At 32.3% G+C, this 19,463-nt stretch carries 17 protein-coding genes; 1 reads left to right on the top strand and 16 read right to left on the bottom strand.

Annotation, left to right across the window (positions count from 1 at the left end):
• Window positions 1-150: 150 nt before the first annotated feature.
• From CD111_RS00885 to zapA, 14 genes are all read right to left on the bottom strand, one after another.
• On the bottom strand, window positions 151-360 hold the full coding sequence (locus CD111_RS00885; protein WP_095088544.1) for a hypothetical protein: 210 nt from the start codon (window positions 358-360) through the stop codon (window positions 151-153).
• Between the two features lie 324 nt (window positions 361-684).
• Entirely contained in the window at window positions 685-1,191 is a 507-nt protein-coding gene (locus CD111_RS00880; protein ID WP_095088546.1) for a YfcE family phosphodiesterase, read from the bottom strand.
• Window positions 1,188-1,772, bottom strand: coding sequence for an XTP/dITP diphosphatase (locus tag CD111_RS00875; protein ID WP_095088548.1), 585 nt, complete (start codon window positions 1,770-1,772; stop codon window positions 1,188-1,190). Before CD111_RS00875 ends, CD111_RS00880 begins: the two co-directional genes overlap by 4 nt.
• 12 nt (window positions 1,773-1,784) lie before the next feature.
• The gene (gene racE, locus CD111_RS00870) at window positions 1,785-2,582 is read right to left on the bottom strand and encodes a glutamate racemase (protein WP_095088551.1); all 798 of its coding nucleotides are present in this window, start codon (window positions 2,580-2,582) and stop codon (window positions 1,785-1,787) included.
• A gap of 171 nt (window positions 2,583-2,753) precedes the next feature.
• A complete protein-coding gene (gene sdhB, locus CD111_RS00865) occupies window positions 2,754-3,551 on the bottom strand; it encodes a succinate dehydrogenase iron-sulfur subunit (protein ID WP_095088553.1) in 798 nt (265 codons plus the stop codon).
• A gap of 2 nt (window positions 3,552-3,553) precedes the next feature.
• On the bottom strand, window positions 3,554-5,317 hold the full coding sequence (gene sdhA, locus CD111_RS00860; RefSeq protein ID WP_095088555.1) for a succinate dehydrogenase flavoprotein subunit: 1,764 nt from the start codon (window positions 5,315-5,317) through the stop codon (window positions 3,554-3,556).
• 31 nt (window positions 5,318-5,348) lie between these two features.
• Entirely contained in the window at window positions 5,349-5,960 is a 612-nt protein-coding gene (locus CD111_RS00855) for a succinate dehydrogenase cytochrome b558 subunit (RefSeq protein ID WP_095088557.1), read from the bottom strand.
• A gap of 188 nt (window positions 5,961-6,148) precedes the next feature.
• Complete coding sequence (gene uvrC / locus CD111_RS00850; RefSeq protein WP_095088559.1) at window positions 6,149-7,936, bottom strand: excinuclease ABC subunit UvrC; 1,788 nt, start codon at window positions 7,934-7,936, stop codon at window positions 6,149-6,151.
• Window positions 7,937-8,156: 220 nt separating this feature from the next.
• Window positions 8,157-8,471: a thioredoxin gene (gene trxA, locus CD111_RS00845; protein ID WP_095088561.1), complete on the bottom strand. Its 315-nt coding sequence runs from the start codon at window positions 8,469-8,471 to the stop codon at window positions 8,157-8,159.
• A gap of 111 nt (window positions 8,472-8,582) precedes the next feature.
• On the bottom strand, window positions 8,583-9,329 hold the full coding sequence (locus CD111_RS00840) for an enoyl-CoA hydratase/isomerase family protein (protein WP_095088563.1): 747 nt from the start codon (window positions 9,327-9,329) through the stop codon (window positions 8,583-8,585).
• Between the two features lie 120 nt (window positions 9,330-9,449).
• A complete protein-coding gene (locus tag CD111_RS00835) occupies window positions 9,450-11,798 on the bottom strand; it encodes an endonuclease MutS2 (protein WP_095088565.1) in 2,349 nt (782 codons plus the stop codon).
• A gap of 24 nt (window positions 11,799-11,822) precedes the next feature.
• Window positions 11,823-13,526 (bottom strand): DNA polymerase/3'-5' exonuclease PolX, encoded by a 1,704-nt coding sequence (gene polX, locus CD111_RS00830; RefSeq protein WP_095088568.1) that lies wholly within the window; start codon window positions 13,524-13,526, stop codon window positions 11,823-11,825.
• A 60-nt stretch (window positions 13,527-13,586) separates the two neighbouring features.
• Window positions 13,587-14,114, bottom strand: coding sequence for a CvpA family protein (locus CD111_RS00825; protein ID WP_095088570.1), 528 nt, complete (start codon window positions 14,112-14,114; stop codon window positions 13,587-13,589).
• A complete protein-coding gene (gene zapA / locus CD111_RS00820; RefSeq protein ID WP_095088572.1) occupies window positions 14,111-14,383 on the bottom strand; it encodes a cell division protein ZapA in 273 nt (90 codons plus the stop codon). The genes CD111_RS00825 and zapA overlap by 4 nt, the downstream gene beginning before the upstream one ends.
• Before the next feature lie 176 nt (window positions 14,384-14,559).
• On the opposite strand from zapA, the gene rnhC reads away from it, so the two are divergent.
• Window positions 14,560-15,486: a ribonuclease HIII gene (rnhC, locus tag CD111_RS00815; RefSeq protein ID WP_095088574.1), complete on the top strand. Its 927-nt coding sequence runs from the start codon at window positions 14,560-14,562 to the stop codon at window positions 15,484-15,486.
• A gap of 221 nt (window positions 15,487-15,707) precedes the next feature.
• Here the strand turns inward: rnhC and pheT are convergent, their stop codons facing one another.
• Together pheT and pheS are read right to left on the bottom strand one after the other, a co-directional pair.
• Window positions 15,708-18,113 (bottom strand): phenylalanine--tRNA ligase subunit beta, encoded by a 2,406-nt coding sequence (gene pheT, locus CD111_RS00810; RefSeq protein WP_095088575.1) that lies wholly within the window; start codon window positions 18,111-18,113, stop codon window positions 15,708-15,710.
• Window positions 18,113-19,171: a phenylalanine--tRNA ligase subunit alpha gene (gene pheS / locus CD111_RS00805; RefSeq protein WP_095088577.1), complete on the bottom strand. Its 1,059-nt coding sequence runs from the start codon at window positions 19,169-19,171 to the stop codon at window positions 18,113-18,115. Before pheS ends, pheT begins: the two co-directional genes overlap by 1 nt.
• Between the last annotated feature and the right edge of the window lie 292 nt (window positions 19,172-19,463).

Below are 19,463 nucleotides of genomic sequence, written 5' to 3'. Positions count from 1 at the left end.
TTGCTCTATCCAGCTGAGCTACCAGGACATTTTCAACACAAGAATAATTATATCTAATAGATGCACTTTAATCAATAGTTTTTAAAAAGAAAAAGGTTTATTAAATCGCTTCCGAGGTATTTTTACACATTTTCTTCTTAAATTACTATTTTATTCTGTAATAACGATATCATTTATCTTCACTGTGTTTGTTTTGTCAGCCTTACATTTGAAATTATCTTCAAATATTTCTATAACACTTGCATGTATTAAGCCCTTTTCACTGAGTACGTAGATATTTTCTTTTATTTCATTTTCTTCACCTTTATTGATAAGAAATTCTTCTTGGTTAATAACTGACGTTACATATGTACCCATCATCTATCTTTCCCTCCAAAAATTGAAACAATATTATTTACCGTACTTTAACAACATTAATAATTATAAAACAATTTCAATTAAATTGAAAGTTTATTCTATATTTGTAATTAAAATGAGGTCGGTACAAATAGTCACTAAATCCTAAAACAGGACCTTAATAAAAAACATAATTTTCGATCACTACATAGCTTAACTTTCTAGTTATTCCTTGACTTGCTACACACCTTGAGAAAGCACATTATAAAAAAAGCGTCTGAGACACTCACGTCTCAGAAACTTCTCGGTATATTTATTCATAATCACTCATTATTCTATCCATGTATATTACAATGCAAGCGACTGCTTTTGAATGACATGATGCGCTCTATTTAAGAAAGATAAGTTGGCATTTTGATGTTCTTCATCAAATTCTAAAATTGCGTATGATTCTTCCCATTCTCCTCTAGATTGGGCTATGCTTCCTGGGTTAATACAATATACGTCATCTACAGATTCTAATAATGCGATATGACTATGACCATAGAAAGCAAACTTTGCATTTAATCCTTTGGCATGTGCAGCTAATACATCTCTACTACGTTTAATATCATATCTATGACCGTGTGTATAGAAATATTTAATATGCTCTACTTCGCCAGCTTCCTCTATAGGAAATTCAGGATCAAAATCACAATTCCCTTTTACTCTATTGTATAAACTTAATTCAGTATCATGATAATCAAATTCTGAATCACCTAAATGTAAGAATAAATCAGCATCATTATTTTTACTATAAATTTCATGAAGAATACCTTGTTCACCGTGATTATCACTAACAATTATCCATTTCATTGAAATCTCTCCCCTATATCTTCGTTCATTAATTTAATCGCATTACCTCGGTGACTAATTGAACTTTTTTCTGCGGCAGTTAATTCTGCCATTGTTCTATCTAATGAAGGTACAAAGAAGATTGGATCATAACCAAATCCATTCTCTCCACGTTGATCGTTGATAATTTCTCCATGTACTTTGCCGATATAAGTCAGGGTTTCTTTCCCTGGCTCACTCACTGCAATCGCACATACAAACTCTGCATCTCTTTCATTAACACCTTCTAGATTTGCTAATAATTTATTTATATTATCTTGATCGTTTTTAGATTCTCCTGCATATCGAGCTGAATAAATGCCTGGTTCTCCATTTAATGCTTTAACTGATAAACCACTATCATCAGCTATAACGATTTTATTTAACGTTTTTGAGGCAGTTTCTGCCTTTAAAATCGCATTTTCTTCAAATGTTTCACCAGTTTCTTCAACATCAAAATCCGGGGCAATTTCTGAAATACCTATTACATTTGCTTTCGGAAAAATTGCCTTAAAATCATTAATCTTACCTTTATTGTTTGATGCTATAATAATATCTTTCATTTTCTTCTCCCCTTACAGCGTTATTCTTTCAACATTTACATCTTCTATATGTAGCCATTCCTTAATCGTTCTAGTTATATGTTCTACATCACCATTTGCAAAAAAATGATGTTTCGGTTTTGGCGTATAGTAAGAATGTTCATTACTAAAAGTTAGTAATGCACTTACTTCTCTAGCTGTTTCTAGACCTGATGATATGACAATTTTACCATCGTCAAAATATTTCTTAATTTCATCATATATTAATGGATAGTGTGTACACCCTAAAATTACTGTATCAGAGTCATCGTACCTCCATTGTTTTAAAGTTTGATGAATGACAATACTTGTGATAGTTGGATCCTTATACCTCATCTGTTCAACCAACGGAACGAATCCTGGACAAGCGATACCTTTGACATCAACTTGTGGATTAATCGATTTAATGCTTCTCCGATATGCCTCAGATTTAATTGTACCTTCAGTACCTAATACCAAGACTTTATTGTTTCTCGTCGTTGAAATTGCTGTTCTTGATCCTGGATCTATTACCCCAATAACAGGAATAGATAACATATCTTGTAAAGGTTTTAAAGCAACTGCTGTAGCAGTATTACAAGCAATGACTAACATTTTAATATCTTTACTCACTAAAAAGTTCGCCAATTGAATTGTAAATGCTTTTACTTCTTCTCTGGATCTCGGGCCATATGGGCACCTACCGATATCTCCTAAGTAATAAATTGTTTCATTAGGTAATTGACGCATAATTTCCTTTGCTACTGTTAAACCGCCAACACCTGAATCTATTACACCGATTGGTTTATTCATTCTTTTCACTTCACATTCTTATTAACATAATTTCTATTAAATTTTTATCTTATACCAATTATAATAACATATCATAAGATATATCGTGAATGAATTGCTATTGAACAAATTACCTTCATAATAAAAAAACCTTTAAAGCCAAATTAATGACTTTAAAGGTTTTGGTTATATTTAGTTCACTTCATGATCTGAACCGAAGAATGATTTAAACATTTGGAAAGTTGCTTCTCTATTCATCGCAGCGATTGAAGTTGTTAACGGGATACCTTTTGGACATGCATTCACACAGTTTTGTGAACTACCACATTCTTGAATACCACCATCAGACATTAATGCTTTGATTCTTTCATCTTTAGTCATACTTCCAGTTGGATGTAAATTGAAAAGACGAACTTGAGAAATTGCTTGAGCACCCATGAAATTATTGTTTACGTTAACGTTAGGGCAAACTTCTAAACAAACACCACATGTCATACATTTTGATAACTCATAAGCAGTTTGACGTTTCTTCTCAGGCATACGTGGACCAGGTCCTAAGTCGTATGTACCATCTATTGGTACCCATGCTTGAACTTTCTTCAAGTTATCAAACATACGTGAACGATCAACTTGTAAGTCGCGTACAACTGGGAATGTTTTCATTGGTTCAAGTTTAATAGGTTGTTCTAATTGATCAATGATTGCCGAACATGATTGTCGTGCTTTACCATTGATAACCATAGAACATGCACCACATACTTCTTCAAGACAATTCATGTCCCAAGTGACAGGTGTTGTTTTCTCACCATTAGACGTATATGGATTTCTTTGAATTTCCATTAATGCCGCAATAACATTCATATTAGGTCTATAAGGAATTTCAAATTTTTCATCATATGGTTTTGATTTATCATTCTCTTGACGCGTGATAATTAATGAAATTGTTTTATTTTTTTGTTCATTTTGTTGAATTGATTGAGTATCTGCCATGATTATTTACCCCCTTTTGAAGTAGAAGAGTAATCCCTTTTACGAGGTGGAATATGACTAATATCAACTTCTTCGTAAGAAAATTCTGGTGCCTCATTTGGTCCTTTGAATTGTGCAATTGTTGTTTTTAACCATTCCTCATCATTACGTTCAGGAAATTCTGGTTTATAATGTGCACCTCTAGATTCGTTACGATTATATGCACCAATCGTAATGACTCTAGCAAGTACAAGCATATTCCATAATTGACGAGTAAAGAATACAGCTTGGTTACTCCAAGTTGAAGTATCTTCCATATCAATGTTTTGATATCTTTCCATTAATTCAACAATTTTCTTATCTGTTTCAAGAAGTCGATCGTTATGACGAACAACTGTAACGTTGGCAGTCATAATTTCACCTAATTCTTTATGCAGTTTATAAGCATTTTCAGTACCTTTAAGATTCAATAAATGATCGAATTTTTCTTGTTCTTCATTTATACGCTTAACAAAGATTTCTTCATCTAATTCAGTATAAGATGTTTCAATATTTTTAACATATTCCATAGCATTTGGACCTGCAACCATACCACCATAAATTGCTGATAATAATGAGTTTGCTCCAAGTCTATTACCACCGTGTTGTGAATAATCACATTCACCTGCAGCGAATAAGCCTTTAATATTTGTCATTTGATCAAAGTCTACCCAAATTCCACCCATTGAATAATGTACTGCTGGGAAGATTTTCATAGGTACTTTACGAGGATCATCACCTGTGAATTTTTCATATATTTCAATAATACCACCAAGTTTAACATCTAACTCATGTGAATCTTTATGTGATAAATCTAGGTATACCATGTTTTCACCGTTGATACCTAATTTTTGGTTAACACATACATCAAATATTTCACGAGTTGCAATATCACGTGGTACTAAGTTACCATAGTCAGGATATTTTTCTTCTAAGAAATACCAAGGCTTACCATCTTTATACGTCCAAATACGTCCACCTTCACCACGTGCAGATTCACTCATTAATCGGAGTTTATCATCACCTGGAATCGCAGTTGGATGAATTTGAATAAATTCACCGTTCGCATATTTCGCACCTTGTTGATAAACAACAGATGCAGCAGATCCTGTGTTAATCATAGAATTTGTTGATTTACCAAATATGATACCAGGACCACCAGTTGCCATGATTACAGCGTCAGAACCGAATGATTCTATTTTAGAAGTTTTTAAGTTTTGTGCAACGATACCACGTGCAGCGTTATCGTCATCTTTTACAATGCCTAAAAATTCCCAACCTTCATATTTAGTAACTAATCCTTTTACTTCGAAACTTCTAACTTGTTCATCTAATGCATATAGTAATTGTTGTCCAGTTGTAGCACCTGCATAAGCAGTTCTATGATGCAATGTTCCACCAAATCTACGGAAATCTAATAGACCTTCTGGTGTACGGTTAAACATAACACCCATTCTGTCTAATAAATGGATAATACTTGGTGCTGCATCAGTCATTTTCTTAACAGGTGTTTGGTTAGCAAGGAAATCCCCGCCATAAACAGTGTCATCAAAGTGAATATCAGGTGAGTCACCTTCACCTTTAGTGTTTACCGCTCCATTTATTCCACCTTGAGCACATACAGAGTGTGATCGTTTAACAGGTACTAATGAGAATAAATCAACATGTGCACCTTTTTCTGCAGCTTTAATTGTCGCCATTAATCCTGCTAAACCACCACCGACAACAATAATTTTGTTGTTTGCCATAAAAAAGTCACTCCCCTAAAATGTATAAATCTTATACGAACGCAAAGATAGCTCTTAAGCCAATAATACTAATTACAATAAATACGAATAAAGTTACATATGTCATGAATCGTTGTGATTTAGGTGATTGTGTAATTCCCCAAGTGATGAAGAATGACCATAAACCATTTGAGAAATGGAATATAACACTTAATACACCGATAACGTATAATGTAACTGAGATTGGATTAGATAAAATATCTGATACCATATCAAAGTCAACATGATGACCTAATGCAGCTTGAATACGTGTTTGATATACGTGTACAGCAATAAAGATGAATGAAATAACTCCAGTAATTCTTTGAAGTAAGAACATCCAATTTCTAAACAATGAATATCTACCAATGTTTTCTTTAGCTGTAAACGCTATGTACAATCCATAAATAGCGTGGAACAATATAGGAATATAAATAACTACCACTTCTAATACAATTTTGAAAGGTAAATTCCACATAAAGTCTGAAGCCTTATTAAATGCTTCCGGGCTAATTGTTGCAAAGTGGTTAATCAATAAATGTTGAATCAGGAATATTCCTATAGGAATTACACCTAATAATGAATGAATACGACGTAATATAAACTGTTTTTCAGTTGACGCCAAGATAAGTCCCCCCTAACATTAAACTATCGCTCTATTATGTATAAGTTGATTCGCAATATATGAAAACGATTACATATATCACAAAAAAAACACAATGAGCATTACATGTATATTGTAACATCATTAACAATGATTTTGGGTATGAGAATTATTCTCATACCCAAATAATAAGTATTTTTATTGTAATATTACTCTTCATCATTTAACTTTTGTCTTAAATTACGAGCAACTTTATCAGGTATTCCAATTTTTACAAAATCTTCTAACGAAGCTTCTCTCATTTTCTTTACGGTTCCAAATTCTTTTAATAAGCTTTGTTTACGTTTCGGGCCAATTCCGTCAATGCCATCTAACACTGACTTAAGTGATGATTTTTGTCTTGTTGATCTATGGAATGATATTGCAAACCTATGGACTTCATCTTGTATTCTTTGCAATAAATAAAATGCCTGAGAATTCTTCTTTAATGGTATGATGTCAGCTTGTACGCCATACAGTAATTCAGAAGTTTGGTGTTTATCATTTTTACTTAAACCTGCTATTGGTATATCGAGGCCAAGTTCATTTTCTAATACTTCTCTTACGGAAGACATATGACCTTTACCACCGTCGACAATAATTAAGTCAGGTAGTGGTAGTCCCTCTTTTAGCACGCGTGTATATCTTCTTCTAACTGCTTCTTGCATAGATTTATAATCATCAGGACCTTGTACGGATTTGATTTTGTATTTACGGTAATCTTTCTTACTTGGTTTTCCATCGACAAACGCAATCATAACAGATACAGGATCGTAACCTTGTATATTAGAGTTATCAAATGCTTCTATACGAATCGGTGTTTGTATACCCATTGCATCTCCTAAATTTTCAATTGCTTTAATCGTTCTAGATTCATCTTTAGCAATAATTTCAAATTTATTATGAAGTGAGATACTAGCATTTTTAATGGCCAAATCGACCATTTCTTTCTTCTTTCCTCTTTTAGGTTGTATTACTTTCGTTTCAACAACTGACTCAATAGTCTTTATATCAAGATTTTTAGGAATATGAATTTCTTTTGGCATTAAATGTTGATTTAATGAATAAAATTGTCCGATAAATGTATAAAATTCTTCTTCTGCCGTTTGTATTATAGGTATCATAGATGCTTCTCTTTCTATTAATTTACCTTGTCTCACAAAAAACACTTGTATACATATCCAACCTTTATCTACTGAATAGCCGAATATGTCTCGCATTGTCATGTCTTCAGACATCATGTTCTGCTTATAATTTAGCTTATCGATATGCATAATTAAATCTCTATATTCTTTAGCTTCTTCAAATTGAAGAGATTCACTTGCTATATTCATCTTATTTGTTAAATCATTAACGATTGTTTTATCATCGCCATTTAGGAAATCAGTTATTTCTTTAATCATTGTTTGGTATGCTTCTTGTTCTACTGGGTAAACGCAAGGACCCAAGCATTGTCCTATGTGATAATACAAGCAAAGTTTATTTGGCATCGTCACACATTTTCTTAATGGGTAAATACGATCAAGTAACTTTTTAGTTTCATGTGCAGCGTATGCGTTTGGATAAGGTCCAAAATATTTACCTGAATTCTTCTTAACTGTTCTTGTTACAAGTAATCTTGGGTGTTTTTCATTTGTAATTTTTATAAACGGATAACTTTTGTCATCTTTAAGTAAAATGTTATATCTTGGTTGATGTTTTTTAATTAAGTTAAGTTCTAACAGCAAAGATTCTATTTCACTTGCCGTTACTATAAATTCAAAATCTCTAATTTCACCAACAAGTCTCGTCGTTTTCTCATCGTGTGCACCTGTAAAGTAACTTCTAACACGATTTCTCAATCGTTTTGCTTTGCCTACATAAATTACGCTTCCTTGTCTATCTTTCATGATATAGCAACCAGGATCTGTAGGTAGAACTGATAATTTTTGTTTTATTTTCTTTTGGTAGTCTTCCACTTAATTCACCTACCTTTTTATTCATATTATATCAATAAAGTGTGACGTTCCCAAAATTTACGTTCTAAATAAACATAATAAAGGAGTAAGACTGAAATCAATTACTCAAATAAAGATTTCATAGTCCCACTCCGGCAAGTATAACGAGAATTGAAAAGAAGAGCCTGAGACACGTATAATGTCCCAGACTCTTCTCATATATCGCCAAAGCAATTTATGCTTAGTAATGTTTAGATAAAACTTGTTCTAATTGTTCTTTAGGTTGGAAACCAACAACTTTATCTACTGGTTCACCGTCTTTAAATACGATTAATGTTGGGATACTCATTACTTCGTATTTAGCTGCAGTAGCTTGATTTTCATCAACGTCTACTTTAACGATGTTTGCTTTTCCATCAACGTCTTTAGCTAAATCTTCTAAAACTGGCGCAATCATCTTACAAGGTCCACACCAAGGTGCCCAGAAGTCTACTAAACTTACGCCTTCTTTAATTTGTTCATCAAAATTTGAGTCTGTTGCTTTTACTAATGCCATAGGAAAAATCCTCCTTGTTAATTCATGATAATGTGATTATAGCACGCTTCAATTCGCCATGCATTTTGTTTGCTCAAACTGTATTGTACTCGAAGATATAATTTGAATCAATTATTTAAATTGAGGGTTACGCTTTGATATAAATGCGTCTATTCCTTCCTTTGCGTTCTCTGATTCTATAATATCTACAAATTCTCGTTCTTCAATTTGATCACTCTCTAGTGACAAATCTAAATTAGACATTTGCTTTATAACCTTAATTGAATCTAATGACTTAGATGCAATATCAAATGCAAGTTTATTTGTTACTTTCTCTATTTCATCCTTACTCTCAACTATTATATTAAATAAGCTTGGAATATTTTCAGGATAAATTACCTCACCAGTTAAAGCGATTTGTAGTGCTTTATGTTGACCAATCATAGCTGATAGTCTTCTTACACCACCAAATCCAGGGAATATACCTAAATTAATTTCAGGTAATCCTATTTTAGTATCTTGTGATATCACTCTCATATCACAAGATAAAGCTAACTCAAAGCCACCACCTAGACAAATACCATGGATAGAACTGATAACTGGTTTATGACATGTTTTAATGAGTCTAAATAACTTGGCGCTTGTTGTAGCTAGATCTAATCGTTCATGTTTCGTTAATTCAGGAAATGATTTAATGTCTGCACCAGCAGAGAAGCATTTCTCATTGCCTTTAATCACGATGACTTTAACATTGTCATCAAAACCTTGCTCTTCTATTGTTTCAATTAAATTCACGAGTATCTTTTCATTTAATGCATTGACTGGTGCATTGTTTAACTGAATAAATAAAACTTGATTTTCTATATTTGTCTTTATCAATTTTTATTCCCCCTAAAAGAAAATTAAATATGCAATACCTGCTAAAAACGTTAGCGCAGACACCACTAATAATACTTTGGCTAATTTATACATATCAAAGTTATCCAACATGCTTCCTCCTTATTTCAAGGTCACAACAGTAACACCAAATCCACCTTCAGACGGTGTACCCGTTCTATATGATTCTACAGAACGATGTCTTTTCAGATGATCGGCGACACCTTTTTGTAATGCGCCAGTGCCTTTACCATGAATGATATTCACAGTACCATAGTTTGATAACACTGCTTGGTCTAAATATTGATCCAATTCACTCATTGCTTCTTCAAAACGGTAACCCCGAAGATCCAAGTCCATTTTAATTGAAGAGCGATTTGTTCTCGTTACTATTTTCTTAGGCTGTTGTTTCTTCTTATCTAGTTTTTCTAAATCTTTAATTTCTATTTTCATTTTTAATATACCCATTTGTATAATGGCTTCTTCATCATTGACTAAATCAATTACTTCACCTTTTTGACCATAAGACAATACTTTAACGTCATCACCTATTTTAATTTTATCATGACGCTCTTTTTGAACTTTTTGTTTTAACGATTTCTCTGTATATTGACTGTCGAGTTGTTTTTTCTTTTCAATTAATTCATGTTCTTTTATATTGGCTTGAGACTGATCTCTCATTTGTCTTAAATCTTGTAAGATCATTTCAGCTTCTTTAGTTTTTTGTTTAACTTCTTGATTTGCTTTATTTCTTGCCTCATCCATTAATTGTGTTTTAAAATTCTCAAAACGCTGTAGTTCTTGTGAAAGCGATTTGTGTAATGATTCGGATTCTTGTTTTAATCTTTCAACTTCAATTCGATCATTCTCAACTGTTTTCGCATTTTTTTCTAGGGATTCAATCATAACGTTAATTTCTTTTTCGTCTTGACCGATTAACGATTTAGCATTATTTATGAGTTCATTCTTTAATCCAAGTTTTTTAGAAATTTCAAAAGCATTAGACCTACCTGGTATACCCATTAACAATTTATACGTTGGTCTAAGCGTTTCAACGTCAAATTCTACACTCGCATTCATGACTTTATCTCGATTATAACTATATGCTTTTAATTCTGGATAATGAGTTGTTGCCATAATAAGGGCGTCTTTTTCAATTGTATAATCTAATATACTCATCGCCAATGCTGCACCTTCACTAGGGTCAGTCCCTGCTCCAAGTTCATCAAATAATATAAGAGATGAGCTGTCAGCTGAATCTATAATATTTACAATATTTTTCATATGAGAAGAAAATGTTGAAAGCGATTGTTCAATTGACTGCTCATCACCAATATCACAAAATACTTTATTAAATACCGTAATTATCGATCCATCTAAAGTTGGAATTAATAAACCAGATTGTGCCATTAAAGTTATAAGTCCAACTGTTTTTAAAGTGACAGTCTTACCACCCGTATTAGGTCCAGTAATGATAACTGCATTGATATTCTCTTTGAATTCAATTGTATTGCTAACTACTACTGATTTATCGATAAGTGGATGTCTTGCTTTTGGTAAATAAATAGCTCGTTCATCTGATATAACCGGTTTCGTTGCTTTTAATGTTGCACCAAATTTTGCTTTAGCAGTTATAAAATCTAAATGCCCCATAATTTCAGTACTCGTTAATAAATCATAAGCAACTTCACTTACTTGTTCAGTCAATATATATAACAATCTGTCTTTTTCTTCTTTTTCTTTCGCTTTTACTTGAGAAATTTGATTATGCATTTCAACTATCGCATTTGGTTCAATATATAAGGTCTGACCTGAAGCAGACTGATCGTGAACAATACCACTAAAATCTTGTCTATATTCAGCTTTAACTGGAATAACATGTCGATCATTTCTAACTGTAATGATTGAATCAGATAATTTTTTCTGGTTCGCTTGAGATCTAACCATTTGTTCGAGTCTCGTTTTAATTCTGTCATTCGTTTTTTTTATTTGATATCTTAGTTCTGCTAATTTCGGACTAGCATTATCGAATAGGTCATGTTCATCACATTGGGAACTAATTTGTTCTAACAAATCACTCAACACAGGTAGGCGCATAACGTATTGATCAATTAAAGGATACAATATTTCTTCATCTTCATCGATGATACTTGTGTAAAATGTTTTAAAGCGATTTTGTACTTGTATATTTTTCTTAATTTGATTCAATTCTTCTACGTATAACAAGCTGCCTATTTGTGATCTTTTTACATAGGATTTAATGTCCTTCAATCCTGAATATCCTGGCACTCTATGTTTATTATATATCTGTGTCATTTCATCGGTTTCATTTAAGCTATGTTTCACGATTTCGACGTCAACACTCGGTTTAAGTTCTCTAATTAATTGTTCTGCGATATCACTTGTGGCATGTGCAGATAATTGTTGAATAATTAAGGGATATTCAAGAACTTTTAATGTTTTTTCATTCATTTTATCTTCCCTCTTCTATTTTGCTTATTTATTGGATTGAATCCATTTCTTAAATGATACTCTATCTTTAGCATTAATTACTTGAGATTTCTTTACCCAGCCTTTTTGAGCTGTTCCTACTCCATATTTCATAAAATCAAAATGGTCTATATGATGTGCATCTGTATTAATCGTAATCATTAAATCAGGATGCTGTTTTAAAACTTCAGCATTTAAGTCTAATCTTTGAGGATTAGCATTTAATTCTAACACTGTATTTGTTTCCTTTGCCATTTTAATGAGTTCATCCATATTTACTTGATACCCTTCTCTTCTACCTATTATACGACCAGTAGGATGCGCAATATGTCTGACATATTGATTCTCGCAAGCAACTTTTAGACGATGCATAATTTCAGCTTCGGATTGATTAAAACTTTGATGAATTGCTGCAATAACATAATCTAATTCTTTCAGAACTTCATCTGGATAGTCTAATGTCCCATCTGGTTTAATATCCATCTCTGTTCCACTATAAATATCTATTTCTTTATATTGATTATTGAGTGTTTTAATTTTTTCATTTTGTTCTAATAATCGCTCGATTGATAAACCATTTGCAACTGCTAGATTTCTGGAATGATCTGTTATACATATAAATTGATAATTTCGTTTGATTGCCGCTTCTATCATCTCTTCAATACTAAATGCACCATCACTATAAGTAGTATGCATATGAATATCACCATTTATATCATCTAATTGAACAATATCGCTTAAATCTTTATCAAACTCTGTTCCATCTTCTCTCATCGTTGGTTGTATGAATGGTACGTTGAAATGTTTATATATTTCTTCTTCACTCTTATAAGTAATGATATTTCCATTACTTTCTTCGATGCCATATTCACTTACTTTTTCGTTACGGTCTTTGGCGATTTGTCTAATTTTAATATTGTGGTCTTTTGAGCCAGTGAAATGTTGCAATGTATGATAAAACGATTCCTCTTTAATCATTCTAAAGTCCACGCCTATTACATCGTCTCCAAACAATAAATCTAGTGACACTTTTGTTTTACCGACAGCAATTTTTTCTTGTATATTTGGAAATTTGAGAAGTGCTTCTTGAACTTTCATTTCATCATTCGTAGAAATGATATAATCCAAATCTTTGCTTGTTTCTCTCATTCTTCTAAAACTTCCTGCAATATGATACTGAATGATATCCTCAATACCATCTAAAAATTGATTAATCTCCTCATGAGCCTTAATCATCGTATTTATCGGATATCTCTCTGGTCGTTGTCCTAATACTTTTGCTTCCTCTAATAACTTCTGTTCAGTCTTCTTAGCAAATCCAGGAAGTTCAGATACTTTATTCTGTTCACATGCTTCAATTAAATCTTCTTTATTTTTCACATTTAACTCTTTATAAAGTTTAGCAATCTTCTTGCTACCTAAACCCGGTATTTTAAGTAGTGGTATTAATCCTTCTGGAATTTCCTTTTTAAGTTCATCTAAATATGATTGATTCCCAGTTTCTATATATTCATTAATTACGTCTCCTACACCTTTACCAATGCCCTTTAAAGAAGTTACGTCTTCAATTTCTTGTAACGTACGCTCATCTGTTTCTAATGATTGACTTGCTTTTCTATAAGCTGATACTTTAAATGGATTCTCACCTTTAATTTCCATGTATACAGCAATTGTTTCTAGCATCTTTGTAATATCTTTTTTTGTTAGCATATCTATTCCTCCGTAAAAAAAGTCATAGGTTTTCCCATGACTTTGTTAATATGAATTCATTTAATTTGAAAGCCATTTTACTAATAAATCAGATAAGATTGGCGTTTTTGTTAAAATTAAGTTTCCTATAGATGAATCATGAAGTGCATTAATAAATATAGGAACAGGGATTACAGCTACTGATGCTATTACAATTATCATAACAACGTATGACTCGATAAATCCTAATACCATGCCATAATATCTAGCATATTTACCACCAAAATCCATTTGATGATAAAAATCAAAAACTGTTGCCGCAATTTGTAAAATCACTTTTGTCATAACAAATAAAATGAGAATAGCCATAATATTATAGAACGCATCCTCATTATTTATATTTTTAAATATTGAATTAGTACCTTCTGTAGACGCACTTGGATAAGGTAAGATTAAATGTAGTTGTTTACTAAACGGTACAAAACATAACTGCGCAACAATGAGTGATGCAATTGTGCTAATTGTATGTAAAGACTGCAATATTAAACTACGTCTATATCCTATAATAACACCTAAAAAGATACTTAAAATTACGATTAAAGTTATCATTCTAAAGTTCCTTTATTTTTTAATTGTTTAATTTCTTCTTGTAGCTTGTCATTTTCTTCTTCTAACTTAACATATTCATGCATTACATTTACAGCAGTCAGAACTGATTTACGTGTTGTATCTAACCCCGCATTGAGTTGTCCTAATGCTTTAATCTTTTCATCTACCCTACCAGCAACGTAACGAATATGTGAAGGATCGTCTTCACCGATTATTGTATAATGTTGATCATTTATAACAACGGTTACTCTATTTTTGTTTTCAGTCATTATACTACCCCTGTTCAAATTATAAATGTAATTCTATATATTTAATCATAATACATTATACATGACATATATTCATTTGTGTATGGTTTACCATTACTTTCATAATAGAATATTCGTTTAACTAAAGATTTTGTGCTACTCTAAATGTATAAATTTTTTAAAGGTAGGGTATAAACGTGGCGAATATCGTAAAAGTTATAGATTCTACAACGATTAACAACATCATAGAAAAATACAACATGGAAACATCAAATCTACCTACAGGTACATTAGCTAAGAAAAAAATAAAAAGCACACAAGTTCAAATTTATCGTTCTAAGAAAATAATGTTCCAAGGTAAAGATGCCGAACAAGTTGCAAGAGATGTTTTAGGTATAAAAATCGAATCATCAAATGAAAAACAAACACATGCAAAAGCAAATTATGATTTTGATATACATAATACAATTGGAAGTGACGAAGCTGGTAGTGGTGATTACTTCGGTCCCTTAACTGTTTGTGCAGCTTATGTAACAAAGAAGAATGCTCAAATTTTAAAAACTTTAGGCGTTATGGACTCAAAAAATTTAACTGATATTAAAATAGTTGAATTAGCGGAACAAATTATAAATATTTGTCCCCATTCTCTTATCGTACTTGATAATGTCAATTACAACATTAAACAATTGGAAGGCTGGAGCCAAGTTAAGATGAAAGCAGTACTCCACAACCAAGCAATCACTAATGTTATATCAAGAATTGAATCAAATGAATTAGAACAAATCGTAATAGATCAATTTGTACAAAGAACAACTTACGAACGTTACATAATCGGTTCAATGCCAAGAAAAGACATCACGTATTTCGAAACAAAAGGTGAATCGAAATCAATCGCTATAGCAGCTGCTAGTATAATTGCGAGATACGCTTTTGTTAAACATATGGATCAATTAAGTCATGATTTAAATATGACTATTCCAAAAGGTGCTAGCAATAAAGTTGACTTACAAGCTGCCAAGATTGCTCAAAAATACGATTTAGATAAACTAGATCATATAACAAAAAAACATTTTAAAAATAGAGACAAAGTTTTAGATTTACTCAATAAAAAAAGGAGACATTAATATGATACTTATCACATTAAGCTGGCAAGTGATATTGGCAATTCTTATCATGTGCTATTTAATTTGGTTTATCGGTAAACAAATTACGATTATGGCAAAACGAAAAAAGTAACACATTATACTACATTCTCATCCATTACAGAAAAGAACAACCTGCAAAAATCATTTGATTTTTGTAGGTTGTTCTTTTTAATCATAAGTAATGAGCCTCCAAATACTATTTAAGCTCTTAATGTAGCACCTTTAGCTTCTAAAGCTGCTAATATTTGGTTATGTACATTAGATACTTTATCTTCTGTGAGCGTTTCATTTATATCAAGGTAGTCTATTCTTATTGCAATTGACTTCTTACCTTCTTCAACATGCTCTCCTTCATAAACATCGAAGACTTCTGCATGATTTAATATATTTTCACCATTGTCATTTATCGTTTCCACTAATGATGATGCTGACACTTCACTGTCAACAACTAACGCAATATCTCTAGACACGCCAGGGAACCTTGGAATGACTGAGTATTCGATCTTGCCAACTTGCTCTTTTAAGATTTCTGTATAATTCAATTCGAATACATAAGTTCTATCTAAATCATTTTCTTTTTCAACTTTAGGATGTAATTCAGCAATCAATCCTATAATTTGATTGTTTAGTTTTACATAAGCAGTTCTTCCTGGATGTAACAAATCAACTTCAGCTGATTCATAAGTAAATGTTACATTCAATTGTTCTGCGATACGTTCAACTAATCCTTTAACTAAGAAGAAATCGACTGGTTCGCTTTTTTGTTGCCAACGATTACCTGAATATTCTCCAGTTAGAATTCCACTTAAAAATTCTACTTCAATAGGTAATTGGTCTTTACCTTTACTGTAAAATACTTTACCTAGTTCATATAAAGCAACATTTTTATTTTTTCTTGCTACATTATATCTAACAGCATCTATTAATCTAGGTAATAAACTTTGTCTTAATACCGCTCCATCTTCACTCATCGGCATCATTAATTCTACGACTTCATGGCTACTAAGTGTATATCTTGTTGCCATATCTTTGCGTACTAATGAATACGTGATGGCTTGGTTAAGTCCAGCGCCTTCTAGTATTTCTTTCACTTTACGTGTCTTTAATTGATTATCAGTTAAAAATCCTGCAGTTGATTGCTCAAAATTCGGTAAAGTTGAAGGTAGCTGATCATAACCATATATTCTTGCAACTTCTTCTATTAAATCTGCTTTAATTGAAATATCGTTTCTTCTTGATGGTACTGTAACTTTGAACTCGTCTTGTTGTATTTCTGTACCAAATCCTAGACGTTCAAATATCGTATTGATATCTTCGGTTGATAATTCAAAACCAATTAATCGATTGACATCACTAGTCGAAATTGTAATGACTTTTGAAGTTTCAGGTAATTGACCATCTGATACAATGCCTTTTAGCACTGAGCCATTCGCTATTTCTTGTAATAAAAATGCTGCTCTATCTAATGCATCATTTACTCTTTCTGTGGCTACGCCTTTTTCAAAACGACTAGAAGCTTCACTTCTCAATCCTAATCTTCTTGAAGTTTGACGAACGTTAACAGCATTAAATAATGCACTTTCTATCACGACATTTTGTGTTTTCTCTGTAACTTCTGAGAAATTACCACCCATTACACCTGCTAATGCAATTGGCTCTTTCCCGTTAGTTATGACAACATCAGATGATTTCAAAGTTCTTTCTACCTCATCTAAAGTAGTTATTTTTTCGCCTTCATTCGCATAACGTGTAACAATGCTATTTGAACCAATTTCGTCTTGGTCAAACATATGAAGTGGTTGTCCATATTCTAATAAAATATAATTCGAAACATCAACTACATTATTAATTGGACGGATGCCCGCTTTCATTAATCTTGTTTGCATCCAAGTAGGTGATGGCTCAATTTTGAGATTTTTCACGACTCTTGCTGCATAATATGGTGTTGCTTCTTCATCTTCTACGCGTACTGAAATTTCATCTACTGCTAGGTCATGCTCTTCATTTACAGTTGTGTTCGGGTAGTTAATTTCATTACCATATAATGCTCGTACTTCGTGTGCAGCACCTAACATACTTAGGCAATCAGCTCTATTAGGTGTTAAATCAAAGTCCATTACTGCATCATTTAATAATAATGATTCTAGTGCATCACTACCTGGTTTTGGTTCATCTGAAAATACATAAATACCGTCAGCATATTTTTTAGGCATAAGATTTTGATCAATACCTATTTCTTGTAAAGAACAAATCATACCTTCTGAAACTTCGCCTCTTAATTTAGCTCGTTTAATTTTAACGCCACCAGGTAATCGGCCACCTACTCTTGATACTATTACGAATTGATCTGCAGCGACATTAGGTGCACCACATACGATTTGTATTGGTTCTTCTTCACCGACATCAACTAAGCAAATATTAAGTTTATCCGCTTCTGGATGTTTTTTAATATTTATAACATGACCGACAACTAATTTTTTAATATCTTTAGCATAATCAGTAATGCTATCTACTTCAATACCACTTCTTGTGATTTTCTCGGCTAGCGCTTCAACATCAACATTTATATTAATATATTCATTTAACCATTCTTTACTTACTAACATTATGCTTCACCACCATCTTCTACAGGCTTAAATTGTTCTAAAAATCTTACATCGTTTGTATAGAAATGTCTGATGTCTTCAATACCGTATTTCAACATAGCCATTCTGTCTGGTCCAAGACCAAATGCAAATCCAGAATATTTAGTTGAATCAAAACCAGCCATCTCAAGTACATTTGGGTGTACCATACCTGAACCTAATACTTCTATCCACCCTGTTTGTTTACATACGTTACATCCACTACCTTTACATTTGAAGCACGATACATCAACTTCAACTGAAGGCTCAGTAAATGGGAAGAAACTTGGTCTTAATCTAATTTCACGGTCTTTACCAAATAGTTTACGTGCTAATAATTCTAATGTTCCCTTTAGGTCACTCATCTTAATGTTTTCTGCAACGACTAAACCTTCAATTTGAGTGAATTGATGACTATGAGTAGCATCATCTGAATCTCTTCTATACACCTTACCTGGACAAATGATTTTAACTGGTCCAACACCATTTCTTTTTTCAAGTGTTCTCGCTTGAACTGGTGACGTATGTGTACGAAGCAATATTTCTTCATCAATATAAAAGCTATCCTGCATATCTCGAGCAGGATGAGATTTTGGTAAATTTAAAGCTTCAAAGTTATAATAATCTGACTCCACTTCATAACCTTCTACAATTTCATAACCTAGACCGATAAATAAATCTTCTAAGTCTTCTTGTATTCTCGTTAAAGGATGTTTTGACCCTAATGTTATTTTTCTGCCTGGTAATGTAACATCTAACGATTCATTTTCCAATTGTGCATTTAATGCTTCTTCTTCTAATAGGCTCTTTCTCGATTCAATTTCTACCTCAACCGCTTTACGAACTTCGTTTACACGTTGTCCAAATTCTGGTCTTTCTTCTTTAGGTAGATCTTTCATTTCTTTCATTAAACCAGTGATGACACCTTTTTTACCTAAATAATTAACCTTAACGTCTTGTAATGCTTTTTCAGATTTCGCTTCATTTATACTCACTAAAGCTTCTTGTCTTAGTTCAGCTAACTTGTCTATTAATGACATTTTTACTTCCTCCTAATTAGTCAAAAAAAGACTTCCATCCCTCAATAGACGAGGGACGAAAGTCTTCCGTGGTACCACCCAAATTTATGCATAGTTATGCATACACTTATGTGTTGATAACGGATTTACTTTCCGACTTAAATTTCTTTAAGTTGCTAAAAGGATGAAAAAAATTAAGTCATAACATAGGATCTTTCAGTCGCGAATCCATTCCCTTTTATGTGTAAACATTAATTTACGTCCTTTTCTTAGCACATATTAATATAAATTAATTATATTAAAATTAAGTTTT

Source organism: Mammaliicoccus stepanovicii (assembly GCF_002902525.1).
GTDB classification, from domain to species: Bacteria; Bacillota; Bacilli; order Staphylococcales; family Staphylococcaceae; genus Mammaliicoccus; species Mammaliicoccus stepanovicii.
The sequence above is the reverse complement of the archived record's forward strand: the minus strand, read 5'-3'. Positions and strand labels throughout refer to the sequence as shown.